Genomic DNA, 19,425 nt, shown 5'->3' with positions numbered 1-19,425 from the left:
ATGAAAAGCATGATATGCATTTTTCAGACTGATCACAAGTTTTTTTGAGTCTGTTTGATTGCAATCGCACAGTCTTTAAGCAACTTCTTAAATTGAGCAAGTTCTTTAGCATTGCCCTGCTCCAAAAATACGATTTTCTGATACAACACAACCACTTGTTCAAAAGCCTCATGATTTTCAAAATCATCCGATAAACGCTGCATCCAAACTTGAAATGTCTCAGCGGGCATTTTCTGCATATGCTTGGGAACAGTTTTTTGAAATTTTAAAATCATTCGGTGGTATGGTGCTTGCTGTTGATTTCGTTGCCATAATGAGAAAAATATATAGAGTAATAATATTCCTGCTACGCCAAAAATCAACATGACAACGTAGCCATAAGTCGTATCTAATCCTATTTTAGATAACCAGTTTTTCTGTTTATCAACATCATAGCCGACAACTTTACTCTGCCATTGATAACCCAGATAATCGCTCCAAATACGGACATTCTTCAAAAATTTAAATTGTTGCATCTGCCAAGCTTTGGTCTGCTGATCTCCCCAGATCCGCTGATCCTGAGTTAAATAATCTTGCATACTGGTGTCGAAGCGTTCTGGTGCGATGATTGCCGTTGGGTCTACCCGTTGCCACCGTCCATCCAGATACACCTCACTCCATGCATGTGCATCTAGCTGACGAACTTCCCAACTTTTTCCATCAAGAGCACGTTGTCCACCTTGGTAGCCAGTGACGACTCGCGCAGGAATACCCACATAACGCATCAACATGACGAAACTCGATGCATAATGCTCACAGAAACCTGTTCGACTAGAAAATAAGAATTGGTCGATGCGATTTCCGCTCAATGTACCGGGGGTTAAAGTATAAACAAAGCCATTTTGCCTATACCACGTCAATACTGCTCGAACGTATCGTTCAGGATGACGCTGACTCTGCTCAAACAATTCATTTGCTAACTCTTGTGCCTTTTTATCCAAATCCTCATTAAATCGAGTATTTAACTCAAATTGTTGGGCTGATAAAACGCGACGCTCTGCATTTGTGCGACCTAACCATTGCATTTGTATAGGTTGGTTACGTTTGATCAATTTAATTGGGCGAATACTATCATCGTGATAGAGCTGTAAATATCTTTCTTGCGGAATAGAATATTCCAAACCCATAATCCAGTTACTTTGCTCGTCTGCGGGTAAATATTGATATTCCACACGGCGTGAACTGTTAGGTATCCCTCTTATCTGTTGATTCACATAACTACTGGTCCAAGTTACACCATCATATTCATCCAGAACCAAAGCACGCCAATACAATTCTTGTCGTGTTGGAAACTGCTGCATATCTGCAACAATTCGAAAAGCCAACGCCGTAGACTGCGATAAACGTGCAATATCCCCAGGTGACATACGATCACTGATACCTGTTATCGCTTGGTCATTTTGAATCGGAATCGCCCAAAGTGGCGGAAGTCGAGGAAAGAAAATGAATAACAAAATAAAAAATGGTGTGGCAATGCCAATGAATTTAAAAATTTGTTTAGCATCTTGCTTTAACTGATTCGAAGATAATCTATTTTGGTTAAACAAACCCGTTTGAATACGATATAACCCCATCAAACATATGACAAATGTTACGAGGACAATCAAAGCCATCCAAAATGCTTGGCTATGTAACAGCAAGCTTGCAGCTACAAATAAAGCAAAATTAAATACAATCAATAAATCACGTGTTGTTTTCGCTTCCAAACTTTTGGCAAATAAACACGTACTTAATAGAGCAACGCCAGGTTCCACCCCCAGCAAGCTTTTATAATGGAAATAAATTAGACCAAATGAGATGGCAATAAACCCAAGGAGGATAAGTTTAGATATCGGTGTTAAATCCTGCTTGTGATAACGCCACAACATTAATAGCCATACAATTCCCCAAAAACCACTCAATGTGACAGGAATAAAAGCCAGTTGTCCAATCAAGATACAAATCAATGCGGTCAAAACAGAAAAATAATTTTGCTTTGTCATCATGTCATTACGCCTGTGCCAACAAGCGTTTTGCTTGGATCAATTGCGTATTCCCCTGACCTCTATCCAAACGTACATGCGGCAAAATCACGGCATAATCATCACCATATTGCTCACATTGTTCGATCAAGCCCATCATAAAGCTCAGCTTCTCTTCGTGGCTCTGCGCAGGAATATGCTGATAATCAATTTCTAAATACTGTTGTGTTGCCTGTGCCTCAAACATTTTAATAAAAAAACCTTGTCCTCTAGCCACCTGTTTCCATGCAACATTTTGGTAAGAATCCCCATGCTGAAATGCTCTTAGCTCACGAAACTCATCTAAACGATCATGCGCAGCACTCGGCTGATTTTTATGTTCTTTTTGCCATTCATAAGCTTTGGGCGCAATCCAAACCTTTTCCTGCAAATTCAAATAAGTCCATGCACGCACCAACCCTAAGGGGTAGGTAGAATAAATTTTAATTGCATCAAACTGATAAATTCCGCGCTGTTGTGGAAAAAATGCCAGCTCAATACTCTGCTGAGTCTGATTTAAATAAAAGAGCTGTTGCTGTTGTTGCCATTGGATTTGTAAATATCGATTCGTCTTTGTTGGCTGTTTAAAGTTTAATTTCAATGTTAAAACCTGACCGACTTGCCCCACCTCTGCCGTTATTAGCTCAACATGTAGACCATATAATTGTTTAAAAGTGAGATAAAAACTAATGCATAAAATTGCACTCATTAAAAAACAAAGACCCAAAATCAGGTTATTTGCATAGTTAATGCCTGCAATAAAGGTAATCAGAATAAGAACGATATATAGCAGACCATGAGTATGAATAAATACCAAAACATCCTTTTGCAAGAAGGTTTTACTTTGTTCCAACTGAAATCGCTTTGATACCCACTGTTGTAGTCTGCGCTTTAATCTGTTCTGCATGTGTTCATTCTCGACTACAACACATTAACCGATTGCAAAATCCTTTCCACTTCTGCTTCTGACACCCCTAAACGATGCGTTACCACAGCAACAAATACAGCCTGCACATCGTCTGTACTCACAAAACTACGCCCCTCTACTAATGCATATGCTTGTGATGCAGCTTTCAAAGCCAGTACGCCACGCGTAGACAGTCCATGCGGTTGTTTTCTTGTTTCAGCAGCAAGATCTAAAATATAAGTTAAAACAGCTTCACTAAGATAAACCTGCTGCGCAAGTTCACGTAACTGCAAAATATCGGTTTGATCAAAAACCGCATCTAATTGATGAATCAGCAATTGTCTTGAACTTTGCTGTAATAACAATTTTTCAGCCTGACGAGATGGATAGCCCAAAGATAAACGCATCAGGAAACGATCCAATTGCGATTCAGGCAAAGCATAAGTCCCACTTTGAAACAGTGGATTTTGAGTGGCCAAGACCCAAAAAGGTTGTGGCAATTCGTAATTGATACCATCAACCGTGACTGCGCCCTCTTCCATTGCTTCCAACAGCGCACTTTGCGTTTTGGGACTACAACGATTGATTTCATCACCCAACAATATCTGGGTAAAAACAGGTCCTTTTTTAAACTCAAAAACGTGTTCTTTTTGATTAAAAATATTAATACCAATCACATCACTGGCTAACATGTCATTGGTAAATTGAATACGTTGAAAATGCAGACCCGCTAGCCGTGCTAAAGCACTCGCCAATGTGGTCTTCCCCAATCCCGGTAAATCTTCAAATAGCACATGACCACCTGCCAATAAGCAAGTCAGTGCCAATTTGGTTTGTTGTGGCTTATCAAGAATCAGTTGATTCACTTCAACTAAAAAACGTTCGATTTTAGTGCCATAGCCCTGAATATCTTGTTTTATTTTTTGATGTTGCTGCATATGATCTTGAGCTGAAACTTTTTCCAGACCCCACATTATTCTATCTCCCCAAAAATAAAACAGTGCATGATTCAACATACACTGTTTTATAGTTTTTTCAAAGAAATCAAATAATTTCTAGCAAGGACATTTTTTCATATTTCCCGAACTTGGGTAACGTGCATCGACACAATGACGATAAAACGTTTTTGCATCCATAGGGGTCAGATCTGGATGATGTATTTTCATATGCTGCAAATACGTTTCATAGTCAGGCACACCTACCATTAAACGAAAACTTTGCTGCAAACGTTGCCACAACACTGCGATCCGAGACCAATTTCGTGGGGATAACAGTAATTGTTTTTGCGACATGATCGTAAATTTAATGATCTTTACGATGATCGAACCGCTTTTACGCGCAATCTTAAACTCCATCATGACCTCCTTTCAGACTATTTGCAGTCATTGGGGTTTCAGTAAATACCGCAGGTGCTTCTTTTGCTGTTGGCGTTGGGCTTGCCAAGGCTCTACGAACTGCACCAATTGATGCAATAATCATAACCACAGCAACAATCATAAAGAAGGCGCATAGTGCAGCATTGATTTGATTCGACAATACAATGGTTTGCATTTCAGCGATCGATTTTGCTGGTGCGAGAACTTCACCACGGGCGATCGCATCTGAAAAACGATTGGCTTGAGCAAGGAAACCAATTTTGGGATTATCATGGAAAATCTTTTGCCAACCTGCAGTCATTGAGGTGATGACAAGGAAAATCGTTGGAATGATCGTCACCCAAACATATTTTTCCTTTTTCATCTTAAACAAAATCACCGTACCCAAAATCAATGCCATTGAGGCGAGGATTTGGTTACCGATACCAAACAATGGCCATAAGGAGTTAATCCCACCGAGAGGATCAACCACGCCTTGGTAAACGAAATACCCCCATCCTGCAACAGCAACAAAAGTACCGATCAGATTTCCAACAAATGAACTTGAGTTTTTCACTGCTGGGACAACGATGCCCACTGTATCTTGAACCATAAAACGACAAGCACGAGTTCCAGCATCTACTGCTGTTAAGATAAATAGAGCTTCAAATAAAATCGCGAAGTGATACCAAAATGCCATCATCGAGCGATTATTGAAAATTTCTGAAATAATGTGCGCCATACCAATTGCAAATGTCGGTGCACCACCCGTACGAGATAAAACAGAATTTTCACCCACTTCTTGGGCCAAAACAGTCAACATTTCAGGCGTCACCACAAAGCCTAGATTGCGTACGGCCTCCGCAGCAGATTCGACACTTGTACCCAATACCGCAGCTGGTGCATTGATCGCAAAATAGATACCTGGATCTAAAACTGTGGCGCAAATCATTGCCATGATGCCGACAAAAGACTCCATCAACATACCACCATAACCAATCATGCGAATATTGACTTCGTTATCAACCAGTTTTGGGGTTGTTCCTGAAGAAACCAAAGCATGGAAACCAGAGATCGCACCACAAGCAATGGTAATAAATAAGAAAGGAAATAAACTTCCTGAAAAGACAGGTCCCGTACCATCAATGAAATGTGTTACCGCAGGCATCTTAAGTTCAGGCATTGCAAATAAGATACCAACTGCCAGACCCGCAATCACACCAATTTTAAGAAAGGTCGAGAGATAATCACGTGGTGCCAGTAACAACCAAACGGGCAACACAGAGGCAATAAAACCATAAATAATCAGTCCCCATGTGAGTTGCGTTCCAGTTAAAGTGAAAAACTCACCCCAATAAGGATGTTTTGCAACATCACCACCAAATACAATGGCGGCCATCATCAGGACGAAGCCGATAATTGAAACCTCTGCAATTTTCCCTGGGCGCAGATAACGCATATAAATGCCCATGAACAGAGCAATTGGAATAGTTGCTGCAATACTAAATACGCCCCATGGACTTTCAGCGAGGGCTTTGACCACAACTAAAGCCAGCACTGCAAGAATAATCACCATCACACCTAGCGTACCCAGCATGACGATCACACCTGCAAAGGTACCCAGTTCCTGTTTTGCCATTTCACCCAATGAGCGACCATCTCGACGTGTTGAGATAAACAAAACAAGGAAATCTTGTACCGCACCAGCAATCACGACACCAACCAAAAGCCATATCGTTCCTGGTAAGTAACCCATTTGAGCAGCTAAAATTGGACCGACTAAAGGACCGGCTCCAGCAATTGCAGCAAAATGGTGTCCAAACAACACATATTTATTGGTTGGGACATAATCCAAACCATCATTTAAGCGATGCGCTGGGGTCAATCGCTTGGGATTTAATTCAAAAACCTTGTTGGCAATAAATAAACTGTAGAACCGATAAGCAATGCTATACACACAGACTGCAGCGAGCACTAGCCAAACTGCATTGACATGTTCACCTCGACTCACTGCAAGTATCCCAAATGAGATCGCACCTACAATGGCAACCAAACTCCATAAGAGCTTAGAGGGAAGTGATGATTTTGTTTGTGTTGTTTCCATTCAGAACCTCTCAAATACATAACTTTTCGTTAGCTGTTACATGGCTTTCCATACCTATATTTTCTCTTCGGAAATATCTTCGTAAGTTTATCGTTTTTAAAAGTTGATTTATCTAATACTTTGGCATAAAAAAAGGGATGATTTTTATCATCCCTTTCGATCATCGCATATTTAGAATCAATTATGCACGTTCTAAATAATCACCAGTACGAGTGTCTACGCGAACGCTTTCTTCTTGTTGTACGAATAATGGAACACGTACAACTGCACCTGTTTCAAGTTTCGCAGGCTTACCGCCACCACCTGAAGTATCACCACGTACACCCGGATCAGTTTCAACGATTTTAAGTACTACGAAGTTTGGTGGGCTAACCGTTAAAGGTACACCGTTGAACAACATAATTGTACATTTTTCATTTGAATCATCTTTTAACCATTTCGCAGCATCACCCATCGCTGTTTTATCAGCAGCGATTTGCTCGAAAGTAACTGGATCCATGAAGTTCCACATTTCACCATCGTTGTAAAGGTAATCCATTTCAACTTCTACAATATCAGCAGCTTCTAAAGAATCACCTGATTTAAAAGTTTTTTCTAATACTTTACCAGAGCGAAGGTTACGCAATTTTACGCGGTTAAATGCCTGACCCTTACCTGGTTTTACATATTCATTTTCCATGATTGAACATGGGTTTCCATCAAGCATAACCTTTAGGCCAGCTTTAAAATCATTTGTAGAATAATAGGCCATGAAAGGCGCACTCCAAACTTAAAAATCAAATCTTATGGGCTTGTTTAACGTTCATATTTGGTTGCGACAGAGGAGATTTTTCGACGATACAAGGCATGGATGGTGAAATTTAGTTATTCTAAATGAACCATACATAACGCAGTAGCGACAAAAAATCTCCCTGTCCCGTAGGGTTATGGCTAAAACTTCCTCATACTTCGTTATGAAACTTGGCAAGGGAATAACCATTCCCTGCGTTTCACGCCTCGCATGATTAAATTTTAACCAATAACGCAATTCATATATGAACGTTAAACAAGCCCCAATGCTAGACTAAGCAAACAGCTGCGGCTAACACTATTTTAACGTATGGCATGATAAACTATTTACATCAAGAGCAAAACTGGCAATCACAACTCAGTGACCTAATTACTGATCCTTTAGAGCTGTTAAATCTGCTTAAGTTATCTACCGATCAACTATTATCAGGGGCAATCCTCGCCTCTGAACAGTTTAAATTGCGTGTCCCACGTGCATTCGTCGGAAAAATGAGCATTGGTGATCCACTTGATCCCCTATTACTACAAGTTCTACCGCATCATCTTGAACTGGAAGAACATCCCGAGTTTGTAACCGACCCTTTAGGCGAAGAAGCAGCCAATCAAATGGCTGGTGTTTTGCATAAATACCAATCTCGGTTTTTACTAACATTAACAGGTGCATGTGCGATTCATTGTCGCTATTGTTTTCGTCGTCATTTCCCCTACCAAGAAAACTTACCGAAAAACGATGATTGGGAAAATATAAAGCACTATATTGAACAAAATCCTCTCATCAATGAGGTAATTTTAAGTGGTGGCGATCCACTGACGCTGAACAATCGAAAAATTTCATTATGGTTAGAACGCCTAGCATCTCTCCCTCAAATTAAGATATTGAGAATTCATTCACGTGTTCCCATTGTTATTCCAAACCGCGTCGATGAAGAGCTGATTTCTATATTAAAAAACAGTAGGCTACGCATTATAGTAGTGGTACACTCAAATCACGCAGCTGAGCTTGATGATTTCACCTGCTCTAAGTTATTACAGTTATCATTACATCACATTACCGTGCTAAATCAGGCGGTTTTGCTTAAAGGTGTGAATGATTCTGCAAAAACTTTGACTGAGTTGAGTAACCGTTTATTTGATGCACGAGTAATGCCTTATTACTTACATGTTTTGGATAAAGTAAAAGGTGCTCAACATTTTGATCTAAGGTCTTCAGAGATAGACCATATATACAGTGATGTATTAGCAAGTTTGCCAGGCTATTTAGTGCCTAAACTTGTGAGGGAAATTGCGGGCGAAAAAAATAAAACACCGCTTTTTGGGGTTCAAACGTTCTGAGATTGATAACACAATGATGAATAATGCTTTTTCGGATATTTTTCAAATTCCAACTGTCTTAAGACGGGACAAACTCAGCTTTTGTGATACCAATACCAAAAGTTTAAATGAGTGGATTTCTAATCTATCGATTATGCAATTGGGTGATACATCAAAAGCCCTATTTGCCGCATTATTAGAACTCAGTGAGTTAGAGTGCTCTGAAACTTTACGTTTTGACTTGGTTCAAGTATTACATCCAACAATTGAAAATGTTCTAGGCAGTTTAGAGAAAAACTTTTTCAATCAAGGTGTGATTAGTTCTGATCGAAATGAACACATAATTGAGCTTGCGATGTTGTTAAGATGCTACTTCGCAGCAGTTTATATCAATATTGTCCGTCGCAGTAATGACCAACTTGATCAGCAAAAATTTTCGATTTTTGCATTGAGTCAAAAGAAAAACTTACAAACTGCGCGTACACTTGCGACCTTCCAAGCATTACAACAGTTGACTCAATTATTGTATCAACAGCATATGCTCTATAGTGAACCTGTTGCAGGACAATGGTTAATCGCTCATCAACTTTACGATGCCGCCGTTACACACAAATACCATCATAGTAATTTGGAGCAAGTTTTAGGCACACCTAATCCCTTGAGTACAATATCTCAGGCTTATGCTCAATTGATTCTGATGGATATTTTCAACACCAATCAAATTCGCCAATCTGAAATACAAGCTTTATTCCAATGTAGCTTTGATTGGGCAAAAATGGTTCAAGTTCTATCTAAAGAAACTGAGTTAACCAAATATGTGATTGATACCAGTAAAGATCACCCACCCATTTATAATAAGAAACAAAGTTCTGGCTTTTTGCCTAATGTTTTTATCAGCACACATTCTTTATTAGATCATGTTACCGCTACACTGCATAAAAACCCTGAATATGTCTCTAAAAACGAGAAAATTTATTTAACACCTGCTTTAAAATTTCATGTGCAAACTATTTTAGGAACCATTGCCGAACGTCGCCATGAACGTTATGAATACAATGCTCAGCTACACATTTGTTTTGGTTTGCTCACCGCACATTTTTATTTATCAAAAGCAAAAAACTTTGCTGAAACTTTATTCTTAGAGCATAGCTATAATTTACAAAATGAATCACGCTTTATGTCTTCTTGGGATAAGAAAAATACAACTGAAAATCAAGAGTCTGCGATTCAACGCTTAAACCGCGAAAGTAAAACCGTTCATCAAGCCGATATACTCGATATTAGTGTCAACGGTTATCGTATTAAATGGTCAGGTGAAGCCCCTAAAAATTTAAGAACAGGAGAATACATCTTAGTTAAAGAAACATCACATGGGCATTGGCGCGGTGGTGTGATTCGTTGGCTGAAACAATCGACCGAGAAAAGCTTGGAACTCGGTTTAGAGGTTTTAGCACAAGAGATTTTCCCTTGTGCTGTTCGTATTCAAGCAGATCGACATATTAGTAATTATCACCCAGCGCTTTTATTAAAAAATCAAAATTTGGATGAAACCAAAACGACTTTAATATTACCAGGTTCACAAATTTTTCGAGAACACCAAGCTGTTCATTTAAGATTGGGGAAAGAGGAAGTAAAAGTGTATCTATTAAACGCACAATTAATCACCCAAAGTTTTGTTCAATTTGACTTTGAACTACTGAATGACGAAGAACAACCGGTTCTTCGCAAATTTATGGCACAAAGAAATATGGACAAAATTGATCAAGATTTATGGGAAGCATTAAAGTGAGAAATTCTTTACTCTCTAAAAAACTAAAACGGACTGAAACACGCTTATTAATTATTGATGATAACCAATTACGTTATAATCAAATTTTAGCTTTATTTTCGGCTCAAGATCATCAAGTTCAAGCGACTTTATTAGATGATCTAAAAACATTTGAAAAGCAGTTGAATTTACCTTGGGATATTGTGATTTTTGGACGTGCTTACGATTTAAAAATTGAACAAACCCTCTCTCTTATTCAAGCTTCGACTCAACCGAGCCTCCCAGTTTTATTACTTGAACCCGAAGATTTCAAAGCAGATCAATATCAGTCCTATATTCATAAAGGAATTTATGACGTATTAAATCTAGAATCATCTGAAAAGTTTTATATCCATATTGTTCGAGCACTTTCTTACAGTCGCTTGGTTCAAGGTGAACATCGCTTACTCAGCGAACTAGAAGCAGCTCAAACACAAGCGCAATCACTTGTCGCTGAAAGCCATAAAGCTGTAGCCATGCTTCAAGAAGGCATACATATCAGTGTAAATGCTGAATATGCGAATCTTTTTGGTTTTGAAAGGGCAGATGATCTGGTTGGTCTACCCATTCTTGATGTATTACAACCAGAAGACCTAGCCCAGTTTAAATTACGATTTAAAAAGATTTCACAAGGTCAATTTGATCAAGCACGTTTTGAACTTCGTACTCAAAATCCAACGATTCAAAACAATCCATTACAAGTTGAATTCTTACCTTCAGGCAACGAAGATGAAATACAACTCAATATTGAATGTGGAACTGCTAATCAACCTGCAATCGTTGCCAATACCGCATCGAATAGCACAGAGAAAAGTTCAAACTTATTTAATGCATTACAACAAATTAATCGCCAGATGCTGAATCATCCAGCCAATGACAATGCCTTGGTTTTATTTAGCTTGAATAACTTTCCAAATGAGGTGTTTCAAAAAGACTGGCGGGGCGCAAAAGCATATTTTTCTAGCATTCCTAACTTTATTAAAGAGCAGGTCAACGCCCCTGTCTATCAAATAGATACAGGTGTCTATGCGGGCTTATTTCAAGCTGAATCAAAAGCAGTTTTAAACTCATTATTGATCAGTCTGAACAACCTACAAAAACCCCAACTCCTCGCAACTGAACAATCTACATTTCCATTACATCTAAAATTAGGCTATTGCGAACTTAACAAGCAAATTCCTGATGAAGCTCATTTTGAGCAAATTATTTCTAAGGCATTCCTAAAATCACTGCCAGTCATCAATACGCCAAAAATTGATGCCAATATTGGTATAACCACGGAACACATTCCAAAGCAAGTTCAGTTGAGTTTATTACAAGATCTGAAACAAAAACTGGAAGCAGGTGATATCCATTTAAAATATCAGCAAACCTATGATAAACAGGATCAATATACGCACACTTATGAAGTTTCTAGCGGCTTTATACATAATAACCAATGGCAAGAAATCAGTGATCTTTCAGATTTAAAAGATGATCCTGAGTTATCAGTTCAATTGGATCGTTGGATCTTAGTCGAAGCGTGTAAACAGCTGCATAACTTCATTACGCAATATCCAAAAGCAAAATTGATTATTAATCTAAATCATCACATTTTGCTGAATGATAAGAAGTTACCTGAACTGGTTGCAAAGCTACTCACGATCATTGGTAGCAAACAGGCTCATCCAATTATCTTACAATTCTCCGAACAAGCACTCCAACAAAATCTATCTCAAGCTCAACCTCAAATCGCATTGTTACGTCAACATGGTGCTGAAGTTGCTATTCGTGGTTTTGGTAATTCTCTTTATAGCGACACGATCCTACAGCAAATCGATACGCAATATATTAGTTTTCATCCCAACCTTTCAAAGATGCTTTCTTCTGAGAAAGATATGGCCAACTTACAAGAGAAAGTTCTACATTTCATTGCACAGAAACCAATTGAAATATTCTTGACCGAATTGAACGATATGAATTTATTTGCCAATGCTTGGAATGTTGAAACACGCTTTCTGCAAGGAAATTACTTCCAGAAAAAACTCGATCGTCTAACAGATGTGCAAGATCAATAGAAAATCCTTCTCTACACAACTTGAAATGTTCCTCATCCTTTATTAAATGGGTGAGGAACTTAGTAGGCATAAAAAAACGGGCATAAAGCCCGTTTTTTTGTTTTCTTGATATTAACGTTTGATAGAACGTGACATACCAGAGAAACGTTGTTTGAATTTGTCGATACGACCGCCAGTATCCACATTCTTTTGTTTACCAGTATAGAATGGGTGGCAAGCAGAACATACATCTAGATAAAGTGTTTCTTTACCTAAAGCAGATTTAGTTTCGATAACGTTACCACATGAACAAGTAGCAACTAAAGTTTCGTATTTTGGATGAATATCGGCGCGCATGCTCGATGCTCCTAATAGTAAGAAAGGCTTAAGCTGTTATCGCAATTGATCACTCTCAAAATATGAGGAAGGCAAAGTGTTCTAAACTTGCAGACCAACACGACAACAGACCATTTCTTTTGACCCACCGAGACCCTAAAAGTCAGAGCAAAGCCAACAAGTGGCGAGTATTATACGCCAATAAATCAAATTTAGCGAATTATTCTTGTGTTGATTTTGACCAACGATTTGCAATTACACCACATACCATTAACTGGATCTGATGAAAAATCATGATCGGTAAAACAATCATCCCCAATGGTTGCCCAATAAATAAAATCTGCGCCATCGGCACACCACTGGCCAAGGTTTTCTTTGAACTGCAAAAGAAAATCGTAACCTGATCAGCTCGATTAAATCCAAACCATTTCGGGACATAAAAAGCCAATAGCATCACAATGGTCAATAACACTGAGCAAGCAATGATAAGGTAAAGTAAAGTTATACCACTGACCTGCTGCCACAAACCTGCAACGACAGCACTACTAAATGCGCCATAGACCACCATTAAGATCGACCCTTGATCAAATGCTTTAACTATACTCGGCACTTTTACCATATATGGATAAATATACGGACGTAAAATCTGCCCGAGAATAAATGGGACTAATAATAGCAAGGTAATTTGTATAATTGATTTGGTAGGGTCAAAACCATGTTGACTCTGCCCTAGAATAAAAAAACTAACCAAAATCGGGGTAATAAACATCCCGATAATATTAGAAAAAGATGCACTACACACCGCACCAGCAACATTACCTTTAGCCATTGAAGTAAAGGCGATCGAAGACTGTACTGTTGATGGCAAGAAGCACATAAACAAAAAGCCCCAATACAATTGTTGCCCCAATAATGGTTCTAAAACAGGTTTAGCCATCAAACCAAGTACAGGGAAAATTAAGAAGGTAAAGGCAAAGACCAAGGCATGCATTTTCCAATGTAGCATTCCCTCCATCACAGCTTCGCGTGATAATTTTGCACCATGTAAAAAGAAAAGTATTGCGATAGCGACTGTGGTTAGGATATTGAAATAAGATGCTATTTGACCTGAAACGGGTAAAAATGTTGCAAGTACAACCATCGCCACCAAGAGAAGTGTAAAGCGATCCAATGCCAAAATTTTGAACATAACTTATTCCTATTCACCCATTAATTATGATAAAGCCCAATATGATATTGTTGACCATTTGATCGACACATCATACTGGGCTATATAAATAATACTAGCGCTTTTAAATGAGAAATCTTCAGCTTAAGATGAATTCAAATTAGTTATTACGAGCATTTTGATCCTGTTGAATGAGTTCAATTTTATAACCATCAGGGTCTTCAACAAAAGCGATAACCGTTACACCGCCCTTCATTGGTCCAGCTTCACGCACAACTTTACCACCACGCGCCTTGATCTCTTCACATGCTTTGTAAGCATCTTCTACACCAATCGCAATATGACCGTAGCCATTGCCTAAATCATAACTGCTGGTATCCCAGTTATGGGTTAACTCAAGTACGGTATTATTTTCTTCATCACCATAGCCAACAAAAGCAAGGGTAAAACGCCCCTCTTCATAATCACGTTGACGTAGCAATTTCATACCAAGTACCTCAGTGTAGAACTTTAAAGATTGTTCTAAATTACCTACTCGTAACATCGTATGTAACATGCGCATCGTTATTCACCTGTCTGCTGTTGTGTTGTTTGATTTTCATGATCACGTAATAATTTCGCGACCCAAACCACTAAAATTAAAATCGGAATACCAATTAAAGTCGTCATTAAAAAGAAATTCGGATAGCCCATATTGCTCACCATCGTACCCGAATAACCACCTAATAATTTGGGGGTTAAAGTCATTAATGAGCTAAAAATAGCATATTGAACCGCTGTAAAAGAGACACTGGTTAAACTCGATAAAAATGCAATGAATGCAGCACCAGCCAAACCTGCCGCAAGATTATCCACGATGATCGCGAAATATAGCCATAGCGAGCTGTATTGCTTGATCACTTTACCTGATAGCTCTGTATTACCTTGCGAATCTGGACTAATTGGTGCAATTGGCTGAATATCAACATCTAAAGTTGTCGCAACAGGAGTTGCTGACTCAACATAATACTGTCGCGTTGCGACGAAACTTTGTTCGCCAGAATTTTTCAAATTTGCGATTGCAGTGATCGTTTTGCTGGTTGACGATTGTAGTATTTGTCCACTAATCACACCACTAAATAGGCCATGCTGATCAACTTTAGCGATGAACTCTTGACCATCTAACTTCAATACAACAGGTCGTTCAACATCTAACTGATCGGCATCAATACCTGCCAACTGTCCTTTAATTACCAAACTCTGCTTTAACTCATTGATATTGAGATGATCGTCATGACTAATCGGTAGCAATTGAATTTGAGGCTGTTGTGTTGCGATTAAGTATGGCAATTCTAGTTGAATTTTAGATTCAGCTTGGTTTTTGAATTGTGCAGCTACCTGCACCGAATCCGCCTGTACGAGTGCCTGTGTAGGCACGTGGACTTTCCAATAACCGACTTCATCTGTTTCCGCTTGATAAGAATGTTGCCCAACCTGAATCTGAACCTGATCCAATGGCTTTCCAGATTTTACTAAACCAATAAAAATTAGATTTGTCGAACTTGCAAGTACCGCACCGATAAACATTAATTTCATAATGTTCATCCGTTGTGCAAGCAAGCCGCCTAAAAAGCCACCGAGTAAACTAAATAGTACGCCATATACTTTCACGGCTTCCGCTATTTGCTCTTTACTGAAATTCAGATCCTGATAGAACACATTGGAAATCACACCAGCAATAATATCGGATACGCGGAAGAAGCCGATCAACAGCAATAAAACTAATGCGAGTTTTACACCATAACGCTTAAAGAAATCTAGAATAGGCGCGACCCATGTTTCTTTTGCCATTTCTTGATTTACAACACCCATTTTAACAAGACTAAAGCCAATAAAAATAGCGGTTGCTGTCGCTGTCAAAAACCGCAGTGCTTCTAAACCAAAAAGTGCGGCAGTATCTTTAATCGCGGTTGCTTGAATCAATGCTTGTGTTAAATGACCAGAGTAAATATACGTCACTACAAAAGTTGTGACTGCTAGAAAAAATACCAATACCAAGCGGTAGTAATCAGTCTTCTTATAATCTTTATAGACACGATCAACTTTCGGTTCACGAACAACCAATGTGGTAATAATCCCGACGACCATAACAGCCGCCATGGTCAAATAAGTATATTTCCATGCTTCGTATATATAATTACCTTTTGCTGTACCCAAATAGGCAGCTAAGAATAAAGCTCCAGCACCCGCGACAATCATCCCAATGCGATAACCTGCATTATAAGTTGATGCTAAAATGGTTTGCATCTCAGTTTCTGCTAGTTCAATACGATAAGCATCAATAACGATATCTTGGGTCGCAGCAGAAAAGCCCAATAAAACTGCACCAGCAGCCATTTGTACTAAATAACTTCGACCCAATGAAGGATCTGAAAATGCCATTATACAAATCGCACAGATAATCAAACACTGAGCAATTAATAACCATGCTCGACGACGCCCAAGCGTTCTGGTTAGAAATGGTACAGGTAGCTCATCGATCAACGGCGCCCATACAAATTTAAAAGAATAACCTAATGCCGCCCAACTAAAAAAAGTGACTGCTGTTTTATCGATTCCAGCCTCACCTAGCCATAAAGATAAGCTTGAAAAAATCAATAAAATTGGTATCCCTGCGGAGAAACCAAGAAATAACATAATCAGAGCGCGGCGGTCTAAAAATGCTTTAAATGCAGATGCCCACCCAGAGGCTTGTGTCGTCATTGCTTATTATTTTCCATGAACATGCGAGAATCTGCCTATTCAATCGTTTCTTGTCCTTGCTTGCAAGTTGCTTTATGCAACCATTGTTTTGTTTTGTCGATAAAAAACACAAGTTCGCTTGATCTTTGAGGTTAAACCCGTATAACGTTAATGACTTACATTTCGTTTTATTTGTTGGATAGCAACAGTGACCCAAAAACTTGATCAAATGACTGCAACAACTTTATCTTTAACACCAACAAACACGATTACAGCAAATATCACTGCAATTCCAAGTGCCTTTGAACAAGCAGATATACAAGCAACACTCACAAAAACAGCACTAAAAGCAAATCAGCTTACACATATTCCCGACTTGGCTAAAATTCCAAGCTCGACTAAACGGATCAAGCCGCTCAATAATTTTTTAGGGCAAGATCGCGCTCGGGCGTCAGTAGAGGCAGGTATCTCTTTACCTTATTCGGGCTATAACATCTTCGCAGTAGGAACGGCTGGTCTAGGCAAACGCACGATGATTAAACGTCTATTGCAACAGCATGCCAAAACCATGCAAACACCTGATGATTGGGTATATGTCAATAATTTCAAAAATCCAAGACAACCGATCGCCTTGCGTTTTCCAGCAGGACAAGGTGCAAAATTTCAAAATGCATTACAACAGACATGGCAAATCATCTTAAAACAGCTAGAACGTCGATTTAGTGCAGAAAGCTATCACAATCGCATCGAACGCATACGCCAAGCCACAGGTGAAGTACAACAACAAGCTTTAGCAGAACTAACAAAAGAAGGTGAAGGGCTCGACTTAAAATTAGTTTCTAGAAATGATAAGCATGTCTTTATTCCGATGTTACTTAAAGATGATGAGTATCATGAATTAACCCAACAAGACCTCAGTACGCTGAGTAGTAAAGAAAGATCTGACATTTCTTCCAATATTCGTTATATGGAGAAAAAACTTGAACGCTTAGGTCTTCATCTTGGTGATTTAGAAGATGATGCACGCGACCAAGTCTCCAGTTTAAATCGCGATATTGCTTCTCAGGTCGTAATGCCTCGTATTGAATCTATTCTAAATAAAAATAAAGAGGTCAAAGGTCTCGAATTATATTTAAAGCATTATGCTGAAGACATCATCGAAAATGTTGAATTAATTTTAGAACAAGAAGAGGATGACTTTACCCCTGCTTTGTTTAATCGCGTACCAGCTCGCTATCAAGCCAATGTCATCATTGCAAACAAACCAAATAGCGGCGCACCTGTCATTTTTGAAGACTTTCCAACCCACTACAATCTACTTGGACATGTCGAGCAACTCACGCACAACGGAACGATTACAACTGATTTCACACTAATTCGTCCAGGTTCCTTACATCGTGCGAATGGTGGTTTTTTGATGCTCGAAGCAGAGCAACTACTTGAACAACCATATGCATGGCAAGGCTTAAAGCGCGCATTAAAGTCAGGCCATCTAAAACTATCATCTTTAGAACATATGCTAACGTTGACGGGTAGTATTTCGATTGAACCTGCATCAGTACCATTAGAAATCAAAGTAGTCTTATTAGCTGAACCTGAGATTTATTATGAAATTTTAGAGGTAGAACCAGAGCTAGGCAGCGTCTTTAAAATACGTGCTGATTTCACTGATACATTACAACGTAATGACAGTAATGAACAAGCATATATGCAACTGATTGCTGACTACGTACAAGCAGATAAACTGTTACCATTTGATCGTTCAGCACTTGCTGCTTTGCTAACAGACTCAAGTCGTCAAGCCGAGGATCAAAGCTCCTTATCCTTACATGCCTCTACGCTGGGTGATTTAATTCGCGAAGCACATCATCATGCATTTAAAGCAGACGACAAAATTGTTACGCATGATCATGTTAATCAAGCATTACACCATCGCCAATATCGTTTAGGCTATTTACGCGAATTGTATTGGCAAGATTTATCTCGCGGTACACAACTGATCGAAACATCTGGACATCGTCTAGGACAAATCAATGCGCTTTCAGTGATTCATTATGCTGATGTAGAGTTTGGTTTACCTTCTCGTCTAACAGCGTCTGTCTACCAAGGTGGCGGCGATATTCTCGATATCGAGCGAAGTGTAGAACTTGGTGGTTCTTTACATGCCAAGGGTGTGTTATTGATGTCGAGCTTCCTTAAAGCACACTTTGGCCGAGAGCAAATCCTGCACTTCTCTGCTGCTTTAGCCTTTGAGCAAAGCTACGGACAGGTGGATGGTGACAGTGCCACCGTTGCTGAGTTATCTGCATTAATTTCTGCAATCTGCCAAATCCCAATCGACCAATCATGGGCAATTACAGGTTCAATGAATCAATTGGGTCAAGTCCAACCAATTGGAGGCGTCAATGCTAAAATTGAAGGCTTCTATGATGCTTGTAAACTTCAAGGATTAACAGGCAAGCAAGGTGTGATTATTCCACGTCAGAATATGCAACACCTCATGTTACGCCAAGATGTGATTGAAGCTGTAGAAGCTGGACAGTTCCATGTGCATGCGATTGATACAATTGATCAAGCATTAGAAATTCTGATGGCTCGACCAGTGGGAACACTCGATAAAAAAGGTCGATATAGTAAAAATTCCATCTATGCCGCAGTTATGGAGCAACTGGAATATTGGCAAGCAATTGAAGATGGCGAAGCTGTCGAAGATGATGAGCCTAAGAAAAAGAAAAAGCGTAAAAAAACCAAGAAAGACCAAACCGAGTCTAAATCTGTGGATGAAACAGTTGAAGTAAAATCACTTAAGTCTCATGCTAAAGTAAAAGCTAGACGCAAATAAGTAAGAAAGC

General features: G+C 39.1%; 13 protein-coding genes and 1 pseudogene. 4 read left to right on the top strand and 10 right to left on the bottom strand.

Features of this window, described 5'->3' with window-relative positions; translation table 11 throughout:
- Positions 1-32: 32 nt before the first annotated feature.
- The 6 genes from AAC851_RS14790 to efp all read right to left on the bottom strand — a co-directional run bounded on the left by AAC851_RS14790 (position 33) and on the right by efp (position 7,156).
- Complete coding sequence (locus tag AAC851_RS14790) at positions 33-2,024, bottom strand: transglutaminase family protein (RefSeq protein WP_340601003.1); 1,992 nt, start codon at positions 2,022-2,024, stop codon at positions 33-35.
- Between the two features lie 4 nt (positions 2,025-2,028).
- A complete protein-coding gene (locus AAC851_RS14785) occupies positions 2,029-2,946 on the bottom strand; it encodes a DUF58 domain-containing protein (RefSeq protein WP_340601002.1) in 918 nt (305 codons plus the stop codon).
- Positions 2,947-2,960: 14 nt separating this feature from the next.
- Positions 2,961-3,920: an AAA family ATPase gene (locus AAC851_RS14780; protein WP_005089856.1), complete on the bottom strand. Its 960-nt coding sequence runs from the start codon at positions 3,918-3,920 to the stop codon at positions 2,961-2,963.
- An 81-nt stretch (positions 3,921-4,001) separates the two neighbouring features.
- Entirely contained in the window at positions 4,002-4,304 is a 303-nt protein-coding gene (locus AAC851_RS14775) for a YbdD/YjiX family protein (RefSeq protein ID WP_004639619.1), read from the bottom strand.
- A complete protein-coding gene (locus tag AAC851_RS14770; protein ID WP_004639620.1) occupies positions 4,291-6,405 on the bottom strand; it encodes a carbon starvation CstA family protein in 2,115 nt (704 codons plus the stop codon). The genes AAC851_RS14775 and AAC851_RS14770 overlap by 14 nt, the downstream gene beginning before the upstream one ends.
- A 181-nt stretch (positions 6,406-6,586) precedes the next feature.
- The gene (efp, locus tag AAC851_RS14765; protein ID WP_004639622.1) at positions 6,587-7,156 is read right to left on the bottom strand and encodes an elongation factor P; all 570 of its coding nucleotides are present in this window, start codon (positions 7,154-7,156) and stop codon (positions 6,587-6,589) included.
- A 353-nt stretch (positions 7,157-7,509) separates the two neighbouring features.
- On the opposite strand from efp, the gene epmB reads away from it, so the two are divergent.
- Genes epmB through AAC851_RS14750 form a run of 3 tightly spaced genes read left to right on the top strand, consistent with a single transcriptional unit; the run spans position 7,510 to position 12,369 of the window.
- Positions 7,510-8,526: an EF-P beta-lysylation protein EpmB gene (gene epmB, locus AAC851_RS14760; RefSeq protein WP_004639623.1), complete on the top strand. Its 1,017-nt coding sequence runs from the start codon at positions 7,510-7,512 to the stop codon at positions 8,524-8,526.
- A gap of 13 nt (positions 8,527-8,539) precedes the next feature.
- A complete protein-coding gene (locus AAC851_RS14755; protein ID WP_008941999.1) occupies positions 8,540-10,294 on the top strand; it encodes a hypothetical protein in 1,755 nt (584 codons plus the stop codon).
- Positions 10,276-12,369 carry an EAL domain-containing protein gene (locus AAC851_RS14750; protein WP_005084836.1) on the top strand — a complete coding sequence of 698 codons (2,094 nt, stop codon included), beginning with the start codon at positions 10,276-10,278 and terminating at the stop codon, positions 12,367-12,369. The genes AAC851_RS14755 and AAC851_RS14750 overlap by 19 nt, the downstream gene beginning before the upstream one ends.
- A gap of 111 nt (positions 12,370-12,480) precedes the next feature.
- Here the strand turns inward: AAC851_RS14750 and rpmE are convergent, their stop codons facing one another.
- The 4 genes and pseudogenes from rpmE to AAC851_RS14730 form a co-directional block, all read right to left on the bottom strand.
- Positions 12,481-12,705: a 50S ribosomal protein L31 gene (gene rpmE / locus AAC851_RS14745; protein ID WP_004639630.1), complete on the bottom strand. Its 225-nt coding sequence runs from the start codon at positions 12,703-12,705 to the stop codon at positions 12,481-12,483.
- Positions 12,706-12,904: 199 nt separating this feature from the next.
- Complete coding sequence (locus AAC851_RS14740) at positions 12,905-13,873, bottom strand: bile acid:sodium symporter family protein (protein WP_075315310.1); 969 nt, start codon at positions 13,871-13,873, stop codon at positions 12,905-12,907.
- 139 nt (positions 13,874-14,012) lie between these two features.
- The gene (gene gloA / locus AAC851_RS14735) at positions 14,013-14,414 is read right to left on the bottom strand and encodes a lactoylglutathione lyase (RefSeq protein ID WP_004639634.1); all 402 of its coding nucleotides are present in this window, start codon (positions 14,412-14,414) and stop codon (positions 14,013-14,015) included.
- Between the two features lie 2 nt (positions 14,415-14,416).
- Positions 14,417-16,611, bottom strand: a pseudogene (locus AAC851_RS14730) (AmpG family muropeptide MFS transporter).
- 170 nt (positions 16,612-16,781) lie between these two features.
- Here AAC851_RS14730 and AAC851_RS14725 point away from each other — a divergent pair.
- Positions 16,782-19,415 (top strand): Lon protease family protein, encoded by a 2,634-nt coding sequence (locus tag AAC851_RS14725; RefSeq protein WP_340601001.1) that lies wholly within the window; start codon positions 16,782-16,784, stop codon positions 19,413-19,415.
- Positions 19,416-19,425 lie beyond the last annotated feature (10 nt).

The sequence above is a fragment of the Acinetobacter sp. HZNU-JH01 genome (assembly GCF_037996845.1).
GTDB classification, from domain to species: Bacteria; Pseudomonadota; Gammaproteobacteria; order Pseudomonadales; family Moraxellaceae; genus Acinetobacter; species Acinetobacter haemolyticus.
Note: the sequence above shows the minus strand (reverse complement) of the source record. Positions and strands in the feature narration are given on the sequence as shown.

Coding starts and splice junctions, on each gene's coding strand:
- AAC851_RS14790 (WP_340601003.1), bottom strand. CDS start 2,024: ATGATGACAAAGCAAAATTATTTTTCTGTTTTGACCGCATTGATTTGT.
- AAC851_RS14785 (WP_340601002.1), bottom strand. CDS start 2,946: ATGCAGAACAGATTAAAGCGCAGACTACAACAGTGGGTATCAAAGCGA.
- AAC851_RS14780 (WP_005089856.1), bottom strand. CDS start 3,920: ATGTGGGGTCTGGAAAAAGTTTCAGCTCAAGATCATATGCAGCAACAT.
- AAC851_RS14775 (WP_004639619.1), bottom strand. CDS start 4,304: ATGATGGAGTTTAAGATTGCGCGTAAAAGCGGTTCGATCATCGTAAAG.
- AAC851_RS14770 (WP_004639620.1), bottom strand. CDS start 6,405: ATGGAAACAACACAAACAAAATCATCACTTCCCTCTAAGCTCTTATGG.
- efp (WP_004639622.1), bottom strand. CDS start 7,156: ATGGCCTATTATTCTACAAATGATTTTAAAGCTGGCCTAAAGGTTATG.
- epmB (WP_004639623.1), top strand. CDS start 7,510: ATGATAAACTATTTACATCAAGAGCAAAACTGGCAATCACAACTCAGT.
- AAC851_RS14755 (WP_008941999.1), top strand. CDS start 8,540: ATGATGAATAATGCTTTTTCGGATATTTTTCAAATTCCAACTGTCTTA.
- AAC851_RS14750 (WP_005084836.1), top strand. CDS start 10,276: ATGGGAAGCATTAAAGTGAGAAATTCTTTACTCTCTAAAAAACTAAAA.
- rpmE (WP_004639630.1), bottom strand. CDS start 12,705: ATGCGCGCCGATATTCATCCAAAATACGAAACTTTAGTTGCTACTTGT.
- AAC851_RS14740 (WP_075315310.1), bottom strand. CDS start 13,873: ATGTTCAAAATTTTGGCATTGGATCGCTTTACACTTCTCTTGGTGGCG.
- gloA (WP_004639634.1), bottom strand. CDS start 14,414: ATGCGCATGTTACATACGATGTTACGAGTAGGTAATTTAGAACAATCT.